At 42.0% G+C, this 20339-nt stretch carries 18 protein-coding genes; all 18 read right to left on the reverse strand.

Annotated features, from left to right (window positions below; translation table 11 throughout):
• Window positions 1-84: 84 nt before the first annotated feature.
• Complete coding sequence (locus tag BFM96_RS02570) at window positions 85-741, reverse strand: YesL family protein (protein ID WP_068989912.1); 657 nt, start codon at window positions 739-741, stop codon at window positions 85-87.
• A gap of 16 nt (window positions 742-757) precedes the next feature.
• Window positions 758-1210, reverse strand: a complete 453-nt coding sequence (locus BFM96_RS02575) for a YhcH/YjgK/YiaL family protein (protein WP_068989915.1) — start codon at window positions 1208-1210, stop codon at window positions 758-760.
• A gap of 385 nt (window positions 1211-1595) precedes the next feature.
• Window positions 1596-2426, reverse strand: coding sequence for a carbohydrate ABC transporter permease (locus tag BFM96_RS02580; protein WP_068989917.1), 831 nt, complete (start codon window positions 2424-2426; stop codon window positions 1596-1598).
• 9 nt (window positions 2427-2435) lie between these two features.
• Window positions 2436-3323, reverse strand: a complete 888-nt coding sequence (locus BFM96_RS02585) for a carbohydrate ABC transporter permease (RefSeq protein ID WP_068989921.1) — start codon at window positions 3321-3323, stop codon at window positions 2436-2438.
• A 392-nt stretch (window positions 3324-3715) separates the two neighbouring features.
• Entirely contained in the window at window positions 3716-5038 is a 1323-nt protein-coding gene (locus BFM96_RS02590) for an ABC transporter substrate-binding protein (protein WP_068989924.1), read from the reverse strand.
• Between the two features lie 154 nt (window positions 5039-5192).
• Window positions 5193-6329 carry an ABC transporter ATP-binding protein gene (locus BFM96_RS02595; protein ID WP_068989927.1) on the reverse strand — a complete coding sequence of 379 codons (1137 nt, stop codon included), beginning with the start codon at window positions 6327-6329 and terminating at the stop codon, window positions 5193-5195.
• 12 nt (window positions 6330-6341) lie between these two features.
• Window positions 6342-7043 (reverse strand): N-acetylmannosamine-6-phosphate 2-epimerase, encoded by a 702-nt coding sequence (locus BFM96_RS02600; RefSeq protein ID WP_068989929.1) that lies wholly within the window; start codon window positions 7041-7043, stop codon window positions 6342-6344.
• Window positions 7044-7126: 83 nt separating this feature from the next.
• Window positions 7127-8119: an acetylxylan esterase gene (locus BFM96_RS02605; protein WP_068989932.1), complete on the reverse strand. Its 993-nt coding sequence runs from the start codon at window positions 8117-8119 to the stop codon at window positions 7127-7129.
• A 177-nt stretch (window positions 8120-8296) separates the two neighbouring features.
• Window positions 8297-10948: a bifunctional acetaldehyde-CoA/alcohol dehydrogenase gene (gene adhE / locus BFM96_RS02610; protein WP_068989934.1), complete on the reverse strand. Its 2652-nt coding sequence runs from the start codon at window positions 10946-10948 to the stop codon at window positions 8297-8299.
• A gap of 312 nt (window positions 10949-11260) precedes the next feature.
• A complete protein-coding gene (locus BFM96_RS02615) occupies window positions 11261-13081 on the reverse strand; it encodes an acyltransferase family protein (RefSeq protein ID WP_068989936.1) in 1821 nt (606 codons plus the stop codon).
• Entirely contained in the window at window positions 13071-13484 is a 414-nt protein-coding gene (locus BFM96_RS02620) for an MORN repeat-containing protein (protein ID WP_068989944.1), read from the reverse strand. The genes BFM96_RS02615 and BFM96_RS02620 overlap by 11 nt, the downstream gene beginning before the upstream one ends.
• A 4-nt stretch (window positions 13485-13488) precedes the next feature.
• On the reverse strand, window positions 13489-13914 hold the full coding sequence (locus tag BFM96_RS02625) for a low molecular weight protein-tyrosine-phosphatase (RefSeq protein WP_068989954.1): 426 nt from the start codon (window positions 13912-13914) through the stop codon (window positions 13489-13491).
• Between the two features lie 132 nt (window positions 13915-14046).
• Window positions 14047-14892, reverse strand: coding sequence for a class B sortase, LPKTxAVK-specific (gene srtB / locus BFM96_RS02630; RefSeq protein ID WP_068989955.1), 846 nt, complete (start codon window positions 14890-14892; stop codon window positions 14047-14049).
• 72 nt (window positions 14893-14964) lie between these two features.
• The gene (locus tag BFM96_RS02635) at window positions 14965-15315 is read right to left on the reverse strand and encodes a hypothetical protein (protein ID WP_068989959.1); all 351 of its coding nucleotides are present in this window, start codon (window positions 15313-15315) and stop codon (window positions 14965-14967) included.
• A gap of 313 nt (window positions 15316-15628) precedes the next feature.
• Complete coding sequence (purH, locus tag BFM96_RS02640) at window positions 15629-17176, reverse strand: bifunctional phosphoribosylaminoimidazolecarboxamide formyltransferase/IMP cyclohydrolase (protein ID WP_068989965.1); 1548 nt, start codon at window positions 17174-17176, stop codon at window positions 15629-15631.
• Window positions 17177-17265: 89 nt separating this feature from the next.
• Window positions 17266-17829, reverse strand: a complete 564-nt coding sequence (purN, locus tag BFM96_RS02645) for a phosphoribosylglycinamide formyltransferase (protein ID WP_068989967.1) — start codon at window positions 17827-17829, stop codon at window positions 17266-17268.
• Complete coding sequence (gene purM, locus BFM96_RS02650; RefSeq protein ID WP_068989972.1) at window positions 17826-18845, reverse strand: phosphoribosylformylglycinamidine cyclo-ligase; 1020 nt, start codon at window positions 18843-18845, stop codon at window positions 17826-17828. Before purM ends, purN begins: the two co-directional genes overlap by 4 nt.
• 48 nt (window positions 18846-18893) lie before the next feature.
• Window positions 18894-20333 (reverse strand): amidophosphoribosyltransferase, encoded by a 1440-nt coding sequence (gene purF / locus BFM96_RS02655; RefSeq protein WP_068989975.1) that lies wholly within the window; start codon window positions 20331-20333, stop codon window positions 18894-18896.
• Window positions 20334-20339 lie beyond the last annotated feature (6 nt).

A 20339-nucleotide genomic window follows, 5' to 3' on the forward strand; every position in this document is an offset into this window, starting at 1 on the left:
GAGAGGGTCTTTTCTAGGTTATGAAAACCTCATCTGACCCATCTTGCGAAGGAATTTTTCATCTAATTGGTATTCGTAATTCCCTTATTGAGGGGAATTGTCATATTTTCTAAAAATCGGCTCCAGAATTCCAAGTTGTAGATAAACTAAACTTGAAAATCCTGCTAACAAGAAGAACATGCCTCCAAAGACAATGGTCCAGCTTGATCCTATGAGTAAAAAGGTAAGCAAGGCAACAAAGCCTAACATCCCAAAAGTCCACAAGAAATGCAGACCTGCCAGCACGAAAGCGGTTTGTAAGAGTTCTTGCAAGCTTTGTTCAAAGCGTGCCGCCAAAGGATAGGCATAGAGCATCACCATGATCATCAGGAAAAAAAGCCCAAACGCCAGCATTTTCATCCCTTGAAATACCATCGCTGTCTGACCTCTAAAAAGTAGGAAGTTCATCAAGCAAATGATACTGACCAAAATCTCAATCCCCCCTAAAGCCAGACCGTGCTTCCATTCTGCCTTAAAGGTATGGACATAGAGGCGAATCACTCGAACTCCTCGACTTTCTCGCACTTCTTGCAAGCTTCGATACAGGCTAATTTTAGCAATGCCAATCGTCACAATCGGTAAACAAGAAATCAGAAACAAGAGATTGAGCGTGACTAAATCCAAGATTTTTTCACAGACTCTCATCAGCCAATTATCGGTATTAAAAATAGATGATAACAACTGTGTACTCCTATTTCTCATTTCTCGTCTCCCTCTTTTAGTCAATAAGCACTTTCACTACGCATTTCTTGACCCGCTCACCTGCCCGATCATACAGATTAGGCTGGTGCGGTTCATTTGGTAGGAAAATGGCAATATTCTCTTCTGTCAGATGAAGAGGAGTCGCTAGGTTACAAGAAACAAAACCAATATCGCTCTCTTCTTCGTAATCCTTGATAACTTCTTTCACCTGCTGACCGTAATGCATCAATTCTCGACCTTCTAGTAAAAAGTGGAAATCTGCAAAACGTTCATGGTATTCAAAACAATCATCTGGCTCTTGATTAAGCTGATTATCCTGTATAAAGAAGAACACCTTGTCTTCATTGATGGCGTAGCGCCCTAAAGCAAAACTCGCCATATCATGTGTTAACAAATAATCGATCGCTTGATCCAGATGGGGATGCAAACCACGATAACGACCTATCTGTTGTAATTGATCAAAAATCATCCGATTTCCTCATTTTCTACAATTCCTTGAAATAAATTTGGGAGTGTTGGAAACCTGGCTCGTTTTTATTGCTGGCTTAGGGTGATAACCCCCACCGAGCAAACAGTAAAAACTCTGCTTTGCAACACCTACCGATTGAAAATCCATTGGACTAAGCTGAACACAAAGCTCCGCTTTGCCTATTTCCAACTTAGAATGGTGCACTGCACTGTGTGGAAAGCAAAACGAGGTTTTGCAACATCCACCGATTGAAATAGTTCACTGGACTAAGCTGAACACAAAGCTTCGCTTTGCCTATTTCCAACTTAGAATGGTGCACTGCACTGTGTGGAAAGCAAAACTGCGTTTTGCCTATTTCCAACTTGAAACAATCCACTGGATTGTTTCAACCTTTCACAGCTCCCATGGTGATTCCTTGTGTGAATGATTTTTGGAACATGAGGAAGACGGCTACGATTGGGACGGCTGCCATGGCTGCTCCGGCCATGATAAGTCCGTAGTCAGTTGCCATTTCGGCCTGCATGGTCGCAACCCCTAGTGAGATGGTCAAGTTTTGACGGGATGTCAACATAACCAACTGCATAAAATAGTCATTCCAAGAATTGATAAATGTGAAAATCGCAAGAGCTGCAAACCCTGGTTTAACGATTGGGAAGGCTACACTCCAGAAGGTCCGAACTTCGCCACAACCGTCAATCTTAGCTGATTCCAGCAATTCTGTTGGAATATTTTCACTGAATTGTTTCATGAGGAACACCCCAAACGGCCAACCAATCAATGGTAAAATAACCGCAGCAAGTGTATCATGGATTCCCAAGAAATTGACAATCCGTACAAGTGGTACCAAGACAACTTGTTTTGGAAGGGCCATAGCGGCAATGAAAATCGCAAAGAGAATGCGTTGGCCATAGAAGCGTTTCTTAGCAAGAACATAACCTGCTAGAGAAGATGTCACACAGACCAAGAGCATAGTAGCTAGCGAAATGAAGACACTATTCCACATCCATTGAAGGGCAGGATTTTGCACCATCAAGCGTTCAAAGTTTTCCATGGTTGGCATTTTAGGCCACCACTGAGGCGGAATCACAATCGTATCTGGTTGAGATTTAAAGGCTCCTGTCAAAATCCAGTAAAATGGGAAAATAAAGAGCACTGTCAACAAAAGCAAAATGATTGTTGAAATCACTGTAAATGGAGTTAATTTTTTCTTTTTCATACAAACCTCCTAGTATTCCACATCATTTCCAAGAATCTTGAATTGGGCAAAGCTGATAAGGGCAATCATGACCGCAAGGAAGACACCCATCGTATTTGCATAGCCATATTCAGAGAGCTTGAAGGCTTTTTCGTATAGGTAGTACATCAAGGTACTAGTTGAGTAGTTTGGTCCTCCAGATGTCAAGAGCTGAATGAGCGCGAAACATTGGAAAGAGTTAATCGTTGTGATAATGGCGATATAGAGTGTTGTTGGCAACAGGCTTGGCCATTTGATTTTCCAAAAGACTTGCAATTCTGTCGCACCGTCCACACGCGCCGCCTCAACAAGAGAATTGTCGATATTTCCCATTGCAGCGATATAGAGGATAATCGGTTGACCGACAGATGTGGTCAAGAGAATGACAATGATAGCGAGCAAAGCCCAGTGCTTATCTCCAAGCCAACTGATATTTTGTTCAATTAAGTGACCAGATTTGAGCACGAAGTTCAAAATCCCTGATAGTGGGTCATAAATCCATTTCCAAACAACCGTTACGGCAACACTCCCTGTAACAACAGGTAGGAAGAAGACAAAACGGTAGAAAGAACGGGCAATCGCATTTTGACTATAAGTTTGAGACGCCACAAAGAGTGAAAATAGAACTACGACTGGCACAGAGCCAATAACGATAATCACTGTATTGATTAAGGATTTGATAAATACAGGATCTTGGAACATCCGCGTATAGTTGTCCAAACCGATAAAGGTAAAGGATGTCATCGAATAGTTAAAGAAACTAGTGATAAATCCCATAATCATCGGTGCTAAAACAAACACGATGAAGAATACTAAAACTGGTGCTAAAAATGCATACGAAACTAAGGTTTCCCTCATTCTTATTTTATTAACCTTCACATTAAACACCTCTCCTTTTTTGAAATGCTAGAGTTATGTATATCATACAAACTCTGAGTATGACGGATTTAACTCGAAGAGTTGGAAATCACGTCCACTTCTCCTAAAATATCCTAAACTTTTTGATAAAAATTCCCCCTTTTTCATTCGAAAATCATTGAAGAGAAAAAGGGGGATAGTGGGATGGTTGAGAAGGAGACCACCCCTTCTAACCCGAGATTGATTCAGACAACTGTGTAGTCATTTTTATGGATACAAACAGTCATCACTATTAAGCATGGTTATCATCAAACTCATTCACATTCATGAATCATAACCTATGCAGAACTCTAAAACCTTGCGGGTCGGTCAACAGTATTTATTCTATAAACAAATACTGTCTATCCTACTCCTTATTGCATTGCTTTTTTAATGGTTTCGTTCGCTTTTTCAGTGAATGCTTTCAAAGCGTCTTCAGCTTTTTCATCTCCGTTTGATACTGATTGCAACATTGGGAACCAAAGTGTTCTCATTTCTGCAAATCCATCAATTGTGTTGTAGTATGGTGAATAGTATTGAGTCCAAGAACTTAGAGTTTCCATACGTTTGTCATCATACAATTTACCAAATGAAGTACGAACTGGGAATGCTCCTGTACGTTGTACGTCTTTTGGTCCCCATTCTTTATCATCAGCGATGAATTGAAGGAATTTCTTAGAAGCTTCGACTTTCTTGTCGTCTTTGTTGTTGAAGACTGCAAAACCATTGATAAGGTATTCAAGTGCTGGTTTACCGCTATCTGATGGGAATGGTACTTCAACAACTTCTACTTTACTTGCTTCCAAAAGTTTACCTTGGATACCATTTTGTGATGGTGCCCAAAGAATAGTGTATGAAGTTTGTCCGTTAGCGAAGTTTTGGATGTCTGCTCCACCATCAAATTGAGAACCGTTAGATAGAAGGCCATCTTTAATCCAGCCAGATGCTGTTTCAAGACCTTTTACAAATTTTGGATCATCTGTTGTATATTTGCTAACAGCTTCGTCTGTGATAGAACCACCGTAAAGGTTTGCGATGAAGGCACGAGTACCTTGGTCACCCCCTTGACCACTAGCAAAGAGTGACCCTGGTGTGTAACCTTTGTCTTTAAGCGCTTTCAAAACTTTTTCAAAGTCAGCAGTTGTCCAACCTTCTTTTACAAGGTCAAGAACTCCAGCATCTTCGAGCATTTTCTTGTTCATCGCCATGTAGAATGGTGCTGAACTGATTGGATACATGTAAGCTTTGTCGCCTGCCTTGCTGGCATTGATAATGTTGTCGTTGTTAACATCTTTTACAAAGTCGTCTGTAAATAGGTCATTCAAATCAGCCAATTTACCATTTTTACCGTATTGAATGATACGACCTGGTGCGTCAAAGAGCACATCTGGTGCAGTTCCTGCTTCGATAGCAGTGGTAATTTTTTCTGGTCCAGATTTGAAGTCGATGGTTTCCAATTTAACTTTTACATCTGGGTTTGCTTTTTCAAATGCATCGATGATTGATTTTTCATAAGTACCAACGGCATCTGTCGCATTTTCCTGTGTAAATACTGGGAAAGCCCACCAAGTGATTTCTGTTTTGCCTGAGTCATCAGACATACCTTTATCAGCGCTACCGCCTGAATTTCCGCAGGCTGCAAGAGATACAATAGCAGCGCCTGTCAACAATGAACAAAATAGTTTTCTAAATTTCATCCTTTTTCTCCTTTTTTTCTAGGTCCTTATAGGACAGTGACACGACAATAGGGTTTCTAGTTCTTTTCTTTTTCGACTAAATCACCACTTCCCCTTTTGATAGTTGCTTAGCATCCATCTTATTTTTATAACCAATAATGATCCCAACACATATTTAGTAGGTAATTCGTTTCTGTGTTTCTACGTCAAACAAGTGCGCTTTTGGCATCTTGATTGTGAAACGAATTTTTGAACCTGGAGTCAAATAATGACTGGCTTCTACCTTAGCAGAAATCTCTTGTTTTCCAACTTTGCAGTACAAGACAGAGTCACTTCCCAAAAGCTCAGATACGACAACCTCAGCATCTACGACGCTACTTGGGAATGTAGTTTCAACGATAAGATCTGCTGAAATGTCCTCTGGACGAACACCAAGAATCACTTTCTTGCCTTGATAGCCTTTTTCTGCCAACAATTTCTTTTGAGGTTCTGTCAAACCAACATTGAAGGCTGCACCGTCTGTCAATGTATCTCCGTCCACCTGTACTTCAATGAAGTTCATCGCTGGGCTTCCGATAAATCCTGCCACAAATTTATTAGCTGGTTCGTTGTAGAGTTCTTGCGGTGTACCGACTTGCTCAATACGACCAATCGTTCCTGTACCTGCTTCATTTTTCGTAGCAGACATGATAACGATACGGTCTGCCAAGGTCATCGCTTCTGTTTGGTCATGGGTTACGTAAATCGTAGTCGCACCGATACGACGGTGGATTTTAGCGATTTCTGCACGCATGGATACCCGCAATTTCGCATCCAAGTTTGACAAAGGCTCATCCATCAAGAATACTTTGGCATCACGGACAATCGCACGTCCCATAGCTACCCGCTGACGTTGTCCCCCTGACAAGTCTGCTGGTTTTCTTTGCAAGAATTCTGTCAGAGATAGGATTTCCGCAGCTTCGCGTACCCGTTTGTCGATATCTTCCTTGGAATACTTACGAAGTTTCAGTCCAAAGGCCATGTTATCGTACACTGTCATGTGCGGATACAGGGCATAGTTTTGGAAAACCATGGCAATATCCCGGTCTTTTGGAGCGATGTCATTCACCAAGTCTTGGTCGATATACAACTCTCCTTCAGTAATATCTTCAAGCCCAGCAATCATGCGGAGCGTTGTTGATTTCCCACAACCAGACGGCCCAACGAAAACGATAAATTCCTTGTCCTTGATTTGTAAATCAAAGTTTTCAACGGAATAGAAATCACTATTTGGATACCGTTTGTAGAGATTATTAAGTTTCAATGTTGTCATACGTCATCTCCCTTATTTTTTTAATGCAGCGATAAACCGCTGAGTTATTTCTTTTGGTCTAGTAATAGCTCCACCTACGACAATGCCACAAACGCCTAAATCTTGTACCGCTCGAGCTTCCGCTGGTGAATGAATCTTACCTTCGGCAATCACATCAACCCCTGCATCGCATAATTGTTTCATCAACTCAAGGTCTGGTCCATCAGCCTGACGACTATAAGAGGTATAGCCCGATAGAGTTGTACCAACAAAGTCTACACCGGCTTCCACAGCAGCCATGCCTTCTTCATAAGTGCTAATATCTGCCATCAACAACTGATCTGGATACTTATCTTTGACCTGCCTGATGAACTCTGCCACCGTTAGACCATCGTAGCGTTCTCGTTTGGTACAATCAAGTGCAATGACCGCAATATCTAGAACAGCTAACTCATCCACTTCTTTCATAGTCGCGGTGATAAAGGGCTCTTGCGGTGGATAATCCCGCTTGATAATGCCGATAATCGGTAGTTCTGTCACTTCCTTAATCTGCTCAATATCTCGAACACTATTGGCACGAATACCAACTGCGCCTCCTTCTTCGGCAGCTTTGACAAGAAGTGGCATTACACCCCCTTCTTCCGTGTATAGAGGTTCATGGGGTAGAGCTTGGCAGGAAACAATCAAGCCTCCTTGAATCGCCTTAACCAGCTCTTCTTTTGTCCATTTTGACATAAATCCCTCCTAAATCTTTTGCTTTTAAAGCGCTTTCTTTTTCTGATAAAAAGTAAATCTACCTTAACTTTTCGAAATCAGCCTCACTTAAACTCTGTAAACAAAGACTTACTTTCAAAATGTGTGCCACAGAGCCAGTTAAAGACCTTATTGTTTGTATAAACGAACATTCCTTCGTGAGCGTATTCTGGCATGAGGTGGTATTCTTTTTCACATTCCAAGCGGTTATACATGGCAAATTGTGTGATTGGGTAACAAACATCATCATCAAGACCTGTAATCATCTTGACAGAGCCTTTAATCCGATGCGCCAGATTTTTCACATCAATATAGCCCAGTGTCGCAAAGACTTCTTCTTCTGTCTCATGGAATGGATCATGGAATTTGAAATAGCGGAACAACTCATCGTAAGCCTCGCTGGTATTGCCAATCTCCAAGACCCGTCTGAAATCACAGAGGAAGGGATAAATCGCAACGGTATTAGTAATTCGTGGATTAAGAGCCGCCGCAACAAGGGCTAAGGCACCCCCTTGGGATCCACCATAGCTCGATAGACGAGTTTCATCAACTCGCTCAAAACCAGCCACCAGCTCTACCAAACTATAAATATCCAAATACACATCCTTGTAGAAAAGATGGTCTGGACCATCCACTACACCGCGGATAATCTGTCCCTTGACTGTATTTCCTCGAACATCTCGAGGCCCATCAAGAGAGTAACCAGACTGACCACGCACATCCATGGAGACAATCCCATAACCTGCTGTCGTATAAGACAACATATCTGCCCAGTCATATCCTCTACCCATGTAGCCATGAAAATGGAAAATCACAGGAGATTGGTCAGCTCCCTTTGGCAAAACCATCCGAGCATACACCTTACCACCATTGGTCCCGTCAAATTGAATCTCATAGCAATCAACCGTCGGAAGGCCGAAGTCTTTCTCAATCAGTCGATGGTCCACAGGAAGTTTCAACTCTGCAATGGCACCATTCCAAAATTCGTCAAAATCCGCAGGAACCTCATCACGACCACGATAGGTCTTCATCTCCTCTAGCAACGCTGGATTTTTCATAATTATCTCCCTTTTTCTTTCTTTGTAAGCCCTTACATAAATGTTAACATATTATGAAAATAATTTCAAGAGGATTTGATTAGTTTTTTTATTTTTCTATTAAAAATATTATAACATAGGCATTCTAATACTCTCTAAAAAAGAGGCTGAGCACTCGCTCAACCTCTGGCTGATAACTTATTTACGGCGTCCTGGACGCTCTTTGTAACCATAGTAGGCATCTTGAATAATTTCTTGCATGTGATCAACCATTGGCAAACGTGGGTTTGCTGGTGAACATTGGTCTTCGTAGGCAAGGAAGGCCAAATCACGCGCTGATTCTTTCCATTCTTTTTCATCGATCCCTTGATCTTTGAAGTTCATCTTGATGCCAATACGCTCACCGAGTTCATACACAGCTTTGGCATAAGATTCTACCCCTTCTTCTGGTGTTGAAGCTGGAAGACCAAGCATTTTGGCAATATCTTGGTATTTCTCGTCTGCACGGTAGTAATTGTACTTCGGCCATGTCGCAGTCTTGGCTGGACGAGTACCGTTGTAACGAATGACGTACGGCAAGAGAATGGCATTAGTGCGTCCATGGATAGTGTGGAATTTACCACCAATCTTATGAGCCATTGAGTGAGAAATTCCTAGGAAGGCATTGGCAAAGGCCATCCCTGCAATGGTAGAAGCATTATGCATCTTCTCACGAGATTCAAAATCAGCATTCTTCACAGAACTTTCAAGGTTTTCAAAGACCAGTTTAATCGCTTGTAACGCAAGTCCATCGGTGTAGTCATTGGCCATCTGTGATACGTAGGCTTCTGTCGCATGCGTCAAGACGTCCATACCTGTATCAGCTGCAATAAAGCCTGGAACTGTCATGACAAGCGCTGGATCTACAATCGCTACGGTCGGTGTCAATGAATAGTCTGCAATTGGGTACTTACGATTATTGGCCTTATCAGAAATAACCGCAAATGGTGTGACTTCTGATCCTGTACCAGATGTCGTTGGAATAGCGACAAACTTGGTTTTCTTGCCTAATTCTGGGAATTTGAAGGCGCGTTTGCGAATATCCATGAATTTTTGCACTAAGTCATGGAAGTCAACTGTTGGTTGCTCATAGAAGAGCCACATGACTTTGGCAGCGTCCATCGGAGAACCTCCCCCAAGAGCAATAATGGTATCTGGTTTGAAGCTCCGCATCAACTCTGTACCCTTATAAACCGTTGTAATATCTGGATCAGGCTCTACATCCGCAAAGATTTGGTACACCACCTTATTGCGACGAAGTTCAAGCTGTTCAAGAATTCGCTCTAAGAATCCAAGCTCAACCATGGCATGGTCTGTGACAATCATCACCCGTTCTACATCACGACATTTTTGAAGGTATTGAATAGAATCGCGCTCGAAGTATGTTTTTGAAGGAACTTTAAACCATTGCATATTATTTCTACGTCTTCCTACTTTTTTGATGTTCAAGAGATTAACAGCACTTACGTTGTCACCGACTGAGTTGCGTCCGTAAGAACCACAGCCCAGTGTCAAGGATGGCAAGAAGGCATTGTAAACATCCCCGATTCCACCAAAGGTAGATGGAGAATTACAGATAACACGAATAGCACGTACGGCTTTCCCGAATTCTTTGGTCAATTCTTCGTCTGCTGTGTGGATTGCTGCAGAGTGACCAAGTCCATGGAATTCCACCATTTGGCGTGCTTTGTTAATTCCGTCCTCACGAGATTCTGATTTCAAAACAGCGATAACTGGAGATAATTTTTCGCGTGTTAGCGGTTCTTTTTCGCCTATTTCTTTACACTCTGCTGCAAGGATATTAGTTCCTTCTGGTACGCTAAATCCTGCTTGCTCCGCAATCCAGACTGCTGATTTTCCGACAATATCTGGATTGAGTTTCGCTTCGGCACAGTTTTTACCATTGGCTTTTGCCCCAAAGCAGAACTCTTCTAGCAAGGCTTTTTCTTTTTTATTTACAAAATACGTATGATAGGATTTGAATTCTGCGACAAATTCATCGTAGATTTCTTTGTCGATAATCACTGCTTGCTCAGAGGCACAAACCATACCGTTATCAAAGGATTTAGACATAACAATGTCATGAGCTGCCTGACGAATATTAGCAGTTTTTTCGACATATGCAGGAACATTCCCCGCACCTACCCCAAGAGCTGGCTTGCCGCAAGAATAAGCCGCTTTTACCATGGCATTTCCACCGGTTGCAAGGATCGTTGCAATGCCATCATGATTCATCAAGGCAGAAGTCGCTTCCATAGATGGTAGAGTAATCCATTGAACACAGTTCTCAGGAGCACCTGCCGCAATAGCTGCATCACGAACAATTTGAGCTGCATGAGCTGAAGAGGCTTGTGCAGATGGATGGAAGGCAAAGATGATTGGATTACGAGTTTTTAAGGAAATTAAAGATTTAAAAATCGTTGTTGAGGTTGGATTTGTCGTTGGAGTAATCCCACAAATCACTCCCACTGGCTCTGCAATCAAGGTCAAACCATTGACATCATCTTCTTCAATGATTCCAACTGTTTTCGTATGACGCATGTTGTTGACAACGTGCTCACAGGCAAACAAGTTTTTTGTTGCCTTGTCTTCAAAAACACCGCGCCCTGTTTCTTCAAAAGCATGAAGCGCTAATTCTCCATGGGCATCCAGCGCTGCAACAGAGGCTTTTGCCACGATATAGTCTACCTGATCCTGCGTCAAGGTGCGCATTTGCTCCAATGCGACAAGCCCTTTTTGGACCAATTCATCCACATGGGTTTGGGCAGCCAAGACTTTGTCTTCTGGTGCTACTGTTTTCTTATCAGCCATAGTTTCCTCCAATGGTTCAAGGTTTGACCTTGTTAATTATTTCACAAGATTATTATACCGTATTTTAATTCTTTTGTAAACACTTTCAAGAACATTTCACAAAGTTTTTTTGATTTCTTTGTGAAAAAATTATCCAAAGACTAATTTATAGATATTTTTCTCTCTATTTTGTGAAATAATTTTTTAAATTTTTTTATTTCACAAGATTTCATTTTCTGGATTTTCTTGGGAATAGGGCACCATTTTTAGTAAGCGTTTTCATAATATCGGTAGAAGAAAACCGAGTTTCCTCAGTTTCCTAACCTTAATCGATTATTTTCCACCTTTAACAGGTTTTTTAGCAGCTTCTTTCAGAGCCTCTTTTATTGTTTGAGCATACAGTTTAGCTCCCTCTGCCATTGTATCTCCGTCCCCACCAAAGTGGATATTGTCACTTCCTGCCCAGATTTGTGGATTTTCTTTAGAGGTTGTATACCAATCTGCAATTGTGATAAAATCATATTCTTCTGCTAGTGCTAATTCAACCTGTCTATGTTTTTCGGCAATTGGATCTGCATAACTTCCTGAATTTCCATCATAAGGGGTCACAAAAATCAAGCTATAGCCTTTCGGCAACATTTCTACCGTTTTTTTCAATTCTTCTTCGTAATTATTTACGACATTGACACCGGTTGTAATCACCACATTTTTAACCAAGTTTCCATTTTCTATGGAATTTTTTAAAATGTCATTTGCTTGGGCAATATTACGACTTCCTTGTGAATCTAATTGGGCATCTGGAAAGGCTTCTTCTAAGGCTTTCGCAGCACGTAAGGAAACAGAGTCTCCGATTAGCATCATGCCATCTGCTATTTCAAATTTAGAGGCTTTCGCATTTTCAGCCAGGCGTCTGGTTGTCATCATTTTTTTGTCTGATTGATTTAAAGCATTGACCATCAAGTCTGTCTCAAAAGGACCTACTTTCGGTGCACGAGCGACTACAACCAATAAAACAACTGTCAATAAAACGGATAGAGATAGCAGGGGTTTGATCATTGCACTAAAATCAAATTCCATACCAAAGAGTTTTGGTTTTCTACCTGCAATCATCGGCTCTAAGATATAAAAGGACAAGGCCGCAAAGCTAAACGATAAGATTGTTGTCGAGAGAACTGTTAATCCATTATTCATTACTTGTGAGAAAATCACATAAAAGGGCCAATGGAACAGATAAACTCCATAGCTCGTATCAGCAATAAAACTGATGATTTTTGGCTCTTTTGCCTTTGGAGTCTTTTCGTGCAAAATCCGCGTCATCAAAATCATCGTAGTCCCTAGTATCGTAGACGCTAAGAAGCCGACTAAATAAGTCCAAAGATTATCAAATTTCAACACGAGGCTAAGCACGCATAAAACAACAAAGCTTCCGACTAACCCCCCGAGCACTTTTTTCAAAGGCATCGAACGCGTTAAACGCTTCAAGATTCCTCCGACATTGTTAACGCCTGTTACAGTTGCCAAGGCACTTCCCATAAAGAAGGGGAAGACATGGGTAAAGGTTGAAAAGTAGATGGTTGAGTAATTGGGTGACAAAAAGGCACCTGCAAACATAGCTCCAAAGCTGAGGACAAAGAGCACAATAGAGGTCAGAAAAATCATCCCTCGGTATTGACCGACCGTTTTACTGCGTTTTCCTAAAAACCAAGCAAAAACTCCCCATAATACATAATAATGAACTTCCAGCGCCAAACTCCAAGTATGGACAAACAGATGGGGAATAAATTGAGCTTCGTAATTGCCCCCTGAGAGAATCTCATAGATATTGGTCACAAAGCCCAGAGCAGCCGCAATTTGCATGCCAATGCTCGCCACAAAGTCTTGTCTTACTAAAAATGTAAAGGGAATGGTCACCAAAACCATAAGTACGAGAGGCGGAACGATGCGATAAAAACGACGCTTTAAAAATCCGAGCAAATCAATACGATTACTCCGAGCAAACTCATCAATCAACAGAGCTGTAATCAAGAACCCAGAGAAGGTAAAGAAAATATCAACCCCGATAAATCCACCTGGAAAGAGTTCTTTAAAATAATGGTAGAGTAAAACCAATAACAGTCCTGTTATCCTCACCAATGAAAACCACTTAATGCGCATTTTGATAAATCCCCTGTTTAAATTTTCCTTTGTAGACTGCCTTTCCTTCTGTTGTCAACACTCCTTGCCCTTCTGGTTGACCATTCACAAAGTCTCCCTCGTACTTCCAACCAGCCTTGGCTGTAAAGGTCCCCTTGCCATTAAAGGAGCCATTTTTAAAACTCCCTTTATACACATCTCCATTTTTAAAGGTTAGGGTTCCTTGACCATTCATTTTTCCACGGACAATATTACCGTCATACTTGATCGTCTTATTATCCAAGGTCAGTACTCCTTGGCTCGGAATGCTTGATGTAAATACAATCAAGGCAAAAATCACAATCATCATCACCGAAAAAATCTCAAAATTTTGGCGTGTGAGATAGATGCTATATTTTTCGTATAAGTCTTTCATTCTTTCCATACCACTAGTTTTTTCGTAATTTCTCCAACCATTCTTGGCAGCCTTGTTGAACGATGTCATAGGTTTCTTGAAAATCACCCGTGTACCAAGGATCTGGGACGCTCTGAGAGGTAAAGGGAACAATCTTGTCCTGATACGCTTCTTTTGCCATCGCTTTTAAATCTTCGATATTGGAGCGATCCATGCCAATAATATAATCAAACGTTGCAAAATCCTCTGCTGAAATCTGTTGCGACGTTTTGTGTCGATCATAGGCAATCCCGTAGTCTTGCAAGATTTTCTGAGTGCCTTGATGAATAGGATTGCCATGTTCCCAACTAGAGGTCGCGCGACTTTCAATCTGTAATTCATCTGTCAAACTCTTCATCACAAATTCTGCCATAGGGCTTCTGCAGATATTGCCCAAACATACAAAAACAATTTTTTCCATATCGACTCCTCTATTCCATTATAGCGTAAAATAAGGAAAATATCTGTTCAAAACTTTCTGATTTCAAGAAGTTTTTCTATCTGTTGCACCAAAATCCTGTCATGGATAAAAAAAGCCCTCGAAAGGACTTTTTTATCTGGTCGGTACATAAGCCAACTGATCCCCGTGTGCAGCTAGGAAATCTGTCAACTCTCCGTCTGGAACACGACGAAGGTAGAGATTGGCACGAAGGGTAGAATCGTCTTCGCGACAGGTTGACAGTACGAGGTAATGGTCTTTTGCGTTTACTTTGACATTTGGTTTTTTGATACCAGCAAGATCATAGACATTTTGCAATTGATTTTGGAAATCTTCATCGCTGTCAAAGGATGTTCGGTAAAAGGCTGTATTTTCTGGTACAATCACCATAGCCACAGCTTCATAATAAAACTTGCGTTCAGGTGTTTCAACGACTACATAAGGATGTTCATTAAAGTAAGTTTGGTCACTGTAAAAGTTAACATCATTAAACATCCGACTATCTGGCACTAAACTACCACGTGCATGGCCAAATAGCCATGTCAAGCGATCGCTGAAGTCTTTTTTATTGTCCGTATCCATAAAGACGGTCCCCATGAACGGCTCATATCCACCATCAAAGGTCTTGTCTAGGTAGGTTGCATTGTCTGTCCCTTGTACAACTGGCTCATCCAAGTTGGTCCCTGGTGCATAGACGTAGGCGATAGTCTCTGCGTTGGTTTGAACCAAGGGTTCAAATCGTTGATTGAGGTAATCTTTTTCTTCTTGAGACACCGTGTAAGGTTTTGCGGCAGCGTTCGTTGTTGTTTGGTTTGCTGTCGGAGTTGTCGTAGTCGTTTCTGGGCCACTTAAGAAGGTTTTCCAAACGAAAAATCCTAAAGCTGCTAGAAAGACAAGGATACTCAAAATTAGGGAAATGCTAAGCCCTTTTTTGGATTTTCGACGAGATGATCGACTCATAATTCATTCCTTCCTCTAAAAAAATATCACTAGAGCAAAGCTCTAGTGATATGCATTTAGCTCAAAACTAAATTATTTTACTGCAGAAGTTTTTGGAAGAGCTTTAGATGTAGTACCAGCTTTAGCTGTTACTTTAGCTGCTTCTTTTTTATCTGCTTTAGCATCGCTATGGTCGTCGATGAAAATAGCTTGGTTTCCTTTATCATCTTCAACAATCATTTTATCATGCTTAGTGTCACCACCTGTTTGGTCAAGTGCTCCTGGCTCATCAATGATTGCAACACGTTCGTCTGGGTTCCCTACAACTGTACCCACTTCCTTATCAGCTGTTACTGCTCCTGGGAAGTTATCTGCTGCAAATGCAGTACCGATTGATGCAGCTGCAAGAAGAGCTGCTGCGCTTGTCAATAAAACTTTTTTCATTTGTTTTATCTCCTTCTATATTTTTAAATTATAACATAGTTACCTACGTTGTACTTTCATTATAGACCTATGTATATCTGTTGTCAAGTGTTTTTGTAAAAAAACTTAACTTTTTTTAATTTTTTTGTAAAAAAGCCTCTTTTTTACGCTCTTTTAGAAGAAAAATAGGCGTGAAATTTCATCTTATTTTCACTTTGTTTTCTAGAAAACGAACATTCTTTAATATTTTTACAATCTTAGCCTTTTGATTTCCGTACAATTGTAAAGCTAGCATCTTTAAAAGTTCCAATTTTAAGTATACACTTTTGGAAACTCAGTGCCTGAAATGTCGGACATCGGTGAAAATCATGGTGAGACCATGTTTATCTGCTGCTGCAATGGATTCTTGGTCACGGACGGAACCCCCGGGTTGGATAATAGCCTTGATACCAGCTGCCGCGATTTCTTCGATATTATCTGCAAATGGGAAGAAGGCATCACTAGCCAGAACGGCTCCCTCTAGGCGGTCTTTTGCTTGTTCAATGGCAATTTTAACGGAAGCCACACGATTGGTTTGCCCAGGTCCAACACCTAGCACCATATGGTCATTTGTGATGATAATGCCGTTTGACTTGACATATTTGATGGACTTCCAAGCAAACTCAAGGGCTGTTTGCTCTTCAGAACTCGGCTGACGCTTGGTGACAACCGTCCAGTCGCTTGGGCTTTCTGCTACAACATCTTGATTTTGGACAAGAAGTCCACCTAGCACACCAGTCACTTCTTTTTCAGCTGTACTGGCTAGGTGCTGGCTAAAATCAAGCTCCAGAATTCGAAGATTTTTCTTTTTATTGGTTAAAATCTCCAAGGCTTCTGGTGTGTAGCTTGGTGCGATGATGATTTCAAGGAAAATCGGGTGCATTTTTTCAGCAGTTGCCGCATCCATCTCACGGTTCAAGACGACAATGCCACCAAAAATTGACACAGGGTCTGATGCATAGGCGTAGTCCCAAGCTGTTTCAATATTATCTGCCTGCCCAATGCCACATGGATTCATGTGTTTGAGGGCTACAACAGTTGGGCGATTCTGAAAATCACGGATAATACGAATCGCTGCATCAGCATCTCGAATGTTATTAAAGGATAATTCTTTGCCGTTCAGTTGCTTGCTAGCTGCAATCGAGTAAGCAAGGGGCAGGGCTGTTTGGTAGAAGTCTGCATTCTGTTGCGGATTTTCACCGTAGCGCATCGGTTGTTTAAGTTCATAGGTTAGAGTGAGCTTCTCTGGCTTTTCTTCTCCGACTTGATGGGTAAAGTAGTCTGCAATTAGAGCATCATAGGCTGCGGTATGGCGAAAAACTTTTGCCGCTAGACGCTTGCGGGTGGCAAGACTGGTATCAGCTGTTGCTTGCAATTCCTCCAATACCCCTTGATAATCTGCTGGATCAACGACCACAGTTACACTGGCATGATTTTTTGCAGCTGAGCGAAGCATGGATGGTCCACCGATGTCAATATTTTCTACTGCTTCCGCATAGGTGACATCTGTTTTTGTAATCGTTTCTTTGAAGGGATAGAGATTCACCACCACTAGGTCAATCAAGTCAATCCCCTGTGATTTTGCCGCTTCTAGATGACTATTTACATCTCGTCTCGCTAACAGACCCCCATGAATCTTAGGGTGGAGGGTTTTCACCCGCCCATCCATCATCTCTGGAAATCCTGTCACCTCATCAATCGCAATCGTCGCTACACCTGCCGCATCTAAGGCTGACTTGGTTCCGCCAGTCGAGATAATGTCCCAGCCCAATTGGACTAATTCCTGTGCAAATGCTACAATGCCTGTCTTATCCGATACACTAATCAAGGCTTTTTTTGTCATGATTTCTCCTTATTTTTTGTTACTTATTCGTTGATTTTCTTTCGTCGATGCGTGGCAGTACAGATGAGTTAGTCCTTAGCTCCTGTGCTTTAGTCGTTCGTACTCTCTAAGCCCATCAGGAGCTCCTCTATCACCTCTGGATAGAGTTGGTATTCCATCGCATGAATGCGCTCTTCAAAACTCTCAAGGGTATCATCTGCAAAAATCGGCACCCGCTCTTGTCTGATAATCTGACCGCTATCAACACCTGAATCCACCCAATGAACAGTCACGCCAGATTGAGTAACACCTGCATTCCAGGCATCTTCAATGCCGTGAGCTCCTGGAAATTCTGGCAGATAAGCTGGATGAATGTTGATCATCCGCCCCTCATAGCGAGATAGCATGGTGTCTGCCACGATTTTCATATATCCTGCTAGGACAACCAAGTCTACTTGGTGCTGGTCTAATAGCTCCACAATCGCATGTTCATAAGCTGCTTTATTCTCAAATTCCTTGAGTTCAAAGGCATAAGCTGTTACACCAAGCTTCTTGGCTCGCTCGAGTACATAGGCATCTCGGTGATCCGAAAAGACAAATTCAAGAGGAAATCGCTCCGCAATCACTTGAAAATTAGACCCATTCCCTGAAGCAAACACAGCTATTTTCTTCATTGGATGACCACACTTTGATTTGTTTTTTCAATGATACGGCCAATTTCATAGACTTCCTCATCCACAAGTTCCTTGATACGCGGTACATCTTCTGCTGCTACTGCAAGAACCATTCCTAAGCCCATATTGAATATTTCAAACATTTCTGCATGAGGAATATGACCGTATTTCTCCAAGGCCTTGAAAATCGGCAAAACAGGCACCTGACTTTCCTCAATCACAGCGGCTAGCTCTTCGCCAAACATCCGCGGAATATTTTCGATAAAACCACCGCCTGTAATGTGGGCAATCCCATGCACTAAACCTTCCTTAATTAGAGGAAGAAGTGTCTGAACGTAGATTCGTGTCGGTTCAAGCAAGACTTCCTTGATAGGCTTCCCTTCTAATTCAGGCAAGCATTCCTCGCCTGTATAATCTGCGAAAACACGGCGAACAAGAGAGTAACCATTTGAATGAATACCACTGGAAGCAAGACCCAACAGAACATCGCCTGCCACGACCTTAGAGCCGTCAATGATTTGGGATTTTTCTGCAATACCAACGGCAAAACCGGCTAAATCATAATCATCTTCACCATACATTCCAGGCATTTCAGCCGTTTCTCCACCAATCAGAGCAGCACCTGCTAGACAGCAACCATCTGCAACTCCCTTGACAACCTGCTCAAGTTTTTCAGGGATGTTTTTCCCAGTCGCAATATAATCTAAGAAATAAAGCGGTTCTGCACCTGCTGCGACAATATCATTGACACACATGGCTACACAATCCTGACCAATGGTATCGTGTTTGTCGTACTGAATAGCCAGCATCAGCTTAGTCCCAACTCCGTCTGTTCCAGAAATCAGGACAGGTTCTTTGACCGAGAGTTTACTCAAATCAAACATGCCCCCAAAGCCCCCGAGAGCCCCCATAACGCCTAAACGCTCTGTCTTTTTAACATGCTTTTTGATGCGCTCAACTACTTCATATCCAGCTTCCACATCCACACCTGATGCTGCGTAGGAATTTTTTGACATCCTTTTCTCCTTTCTTATCACTAAATACAGCAACTAAACGACTAACATTTAGTAGAAACTCGTTTTTTCTGCCAGACTTTCCAAATACCGCTCCTCGTAATCATACAGCGGAATCGGGTACTTCCCATCAAAATAAGCAACACAGAGACCACCATTTGGAGCATCTGTTTCCATTCCTACTCCCTCAATCAAGCCCTCTAAGGATAGGAAGGTCAAGCTATCTGCTCCAATAATCTCGCAAATCTCCTCATTGCTATGATTGGCCGCAATCAATTCGCTCCGATTTTGAATATCAATTCCGAAAAAACAAGGGTACTTGAGAGGAGGGCTTGCAATCGCTACGTGGACTTCTGCCGCTCCTGCATCTCGCAATAATCGGACAATTCGCCGACTAGTTGTTCCACGAACAATCGAATCATCGACCATGACCACGCGCTTATTCCTGACAATGCTCGATACGGCAGATAATTTCATCCGTACCCCTTGCTCCCGTAATTCCTGGGTTGGTTGAATAAAGGTCCGCTGAGTATATTGGTTCTTAATCAAGCCCATTTCGTAAGGCAAGCCTGATTCTTCCGCATAACCACTAGCCGCAGACAAAGAAGAATTTGGCACACCGACCACAATATCTGCTTCAATTTTTGCTTCTTGTGCCAAACGGCGTCCCATTTTTTTTCGTGCCGCATGAACATTGACCCCATTGATCACACTATCTGGTCGTGCGAAATAGACATATTCCATGGAACAGATAGAGAGCTGGGTATCGTCTGTGTAGCGATCATGTTGAATTCCTTGATCATCTATGATGACCAACTCCCCTGGTTTTACATCTTCGATCCAATCTGCGCCAACAACTTCAAAGGCACAAGTTTCACTTGAAACAACCCAAGCTCCATTTTTCATCCGACCAATCGAAAGAGGACGAAAACCATTTGGATCAAGCGCTGCAATCAGCTTATCTTCCGCCATAATCAAATAGGCAAAGCCACCCTTAACTTGATTGAGAGCCTCCTTGATTTTAGCAAGGAGCGTTTCTTTTTGACTTCGACGAATGAGGTGCATGAGAATTTCTGTATCAGAAGAACTAGCAAAGATAGCCCCTTGCGCTTCTAATTCTCTCTTTAAACTTTGAGTATTAGTTAAATTCCCATTATGAGCCAAGCCTAATTGCATATCAAAAAAGTCAAATAGAAAGGGCTGAACATTATTGATTGACGCACCGCCTGCTGTTGCATAACGAACATGACCAATAGCTGCTTGACCTGTCAAGGCTTCCAAATCTTCTTGATGCTTAAAGACTTCAGAGACCAGGCCTAAGCCACGATGACGGCGCAAGGTTCCTGCTTGATTGGCCAAGATGCCCGCTCCTTCCTGACCACGGTGTTGCAAACTATGCAGTCCAAAATAGGTCACTTGGCTAGCCTGTGGATGGCCCCAAATACCAAACAAGCCACATTCCTCATTGAGCGATTTTACTTCGTATGTCATATCATC

It is taken from the genome of Streptococcus himalayensis (genome assembly GCF_001708305.1).
GTDB lineage: Bacteria > Bacillota > Bacilli > Lactobacillales > Streptococcaceae > Streptococcus > Streptococcus himalayensis.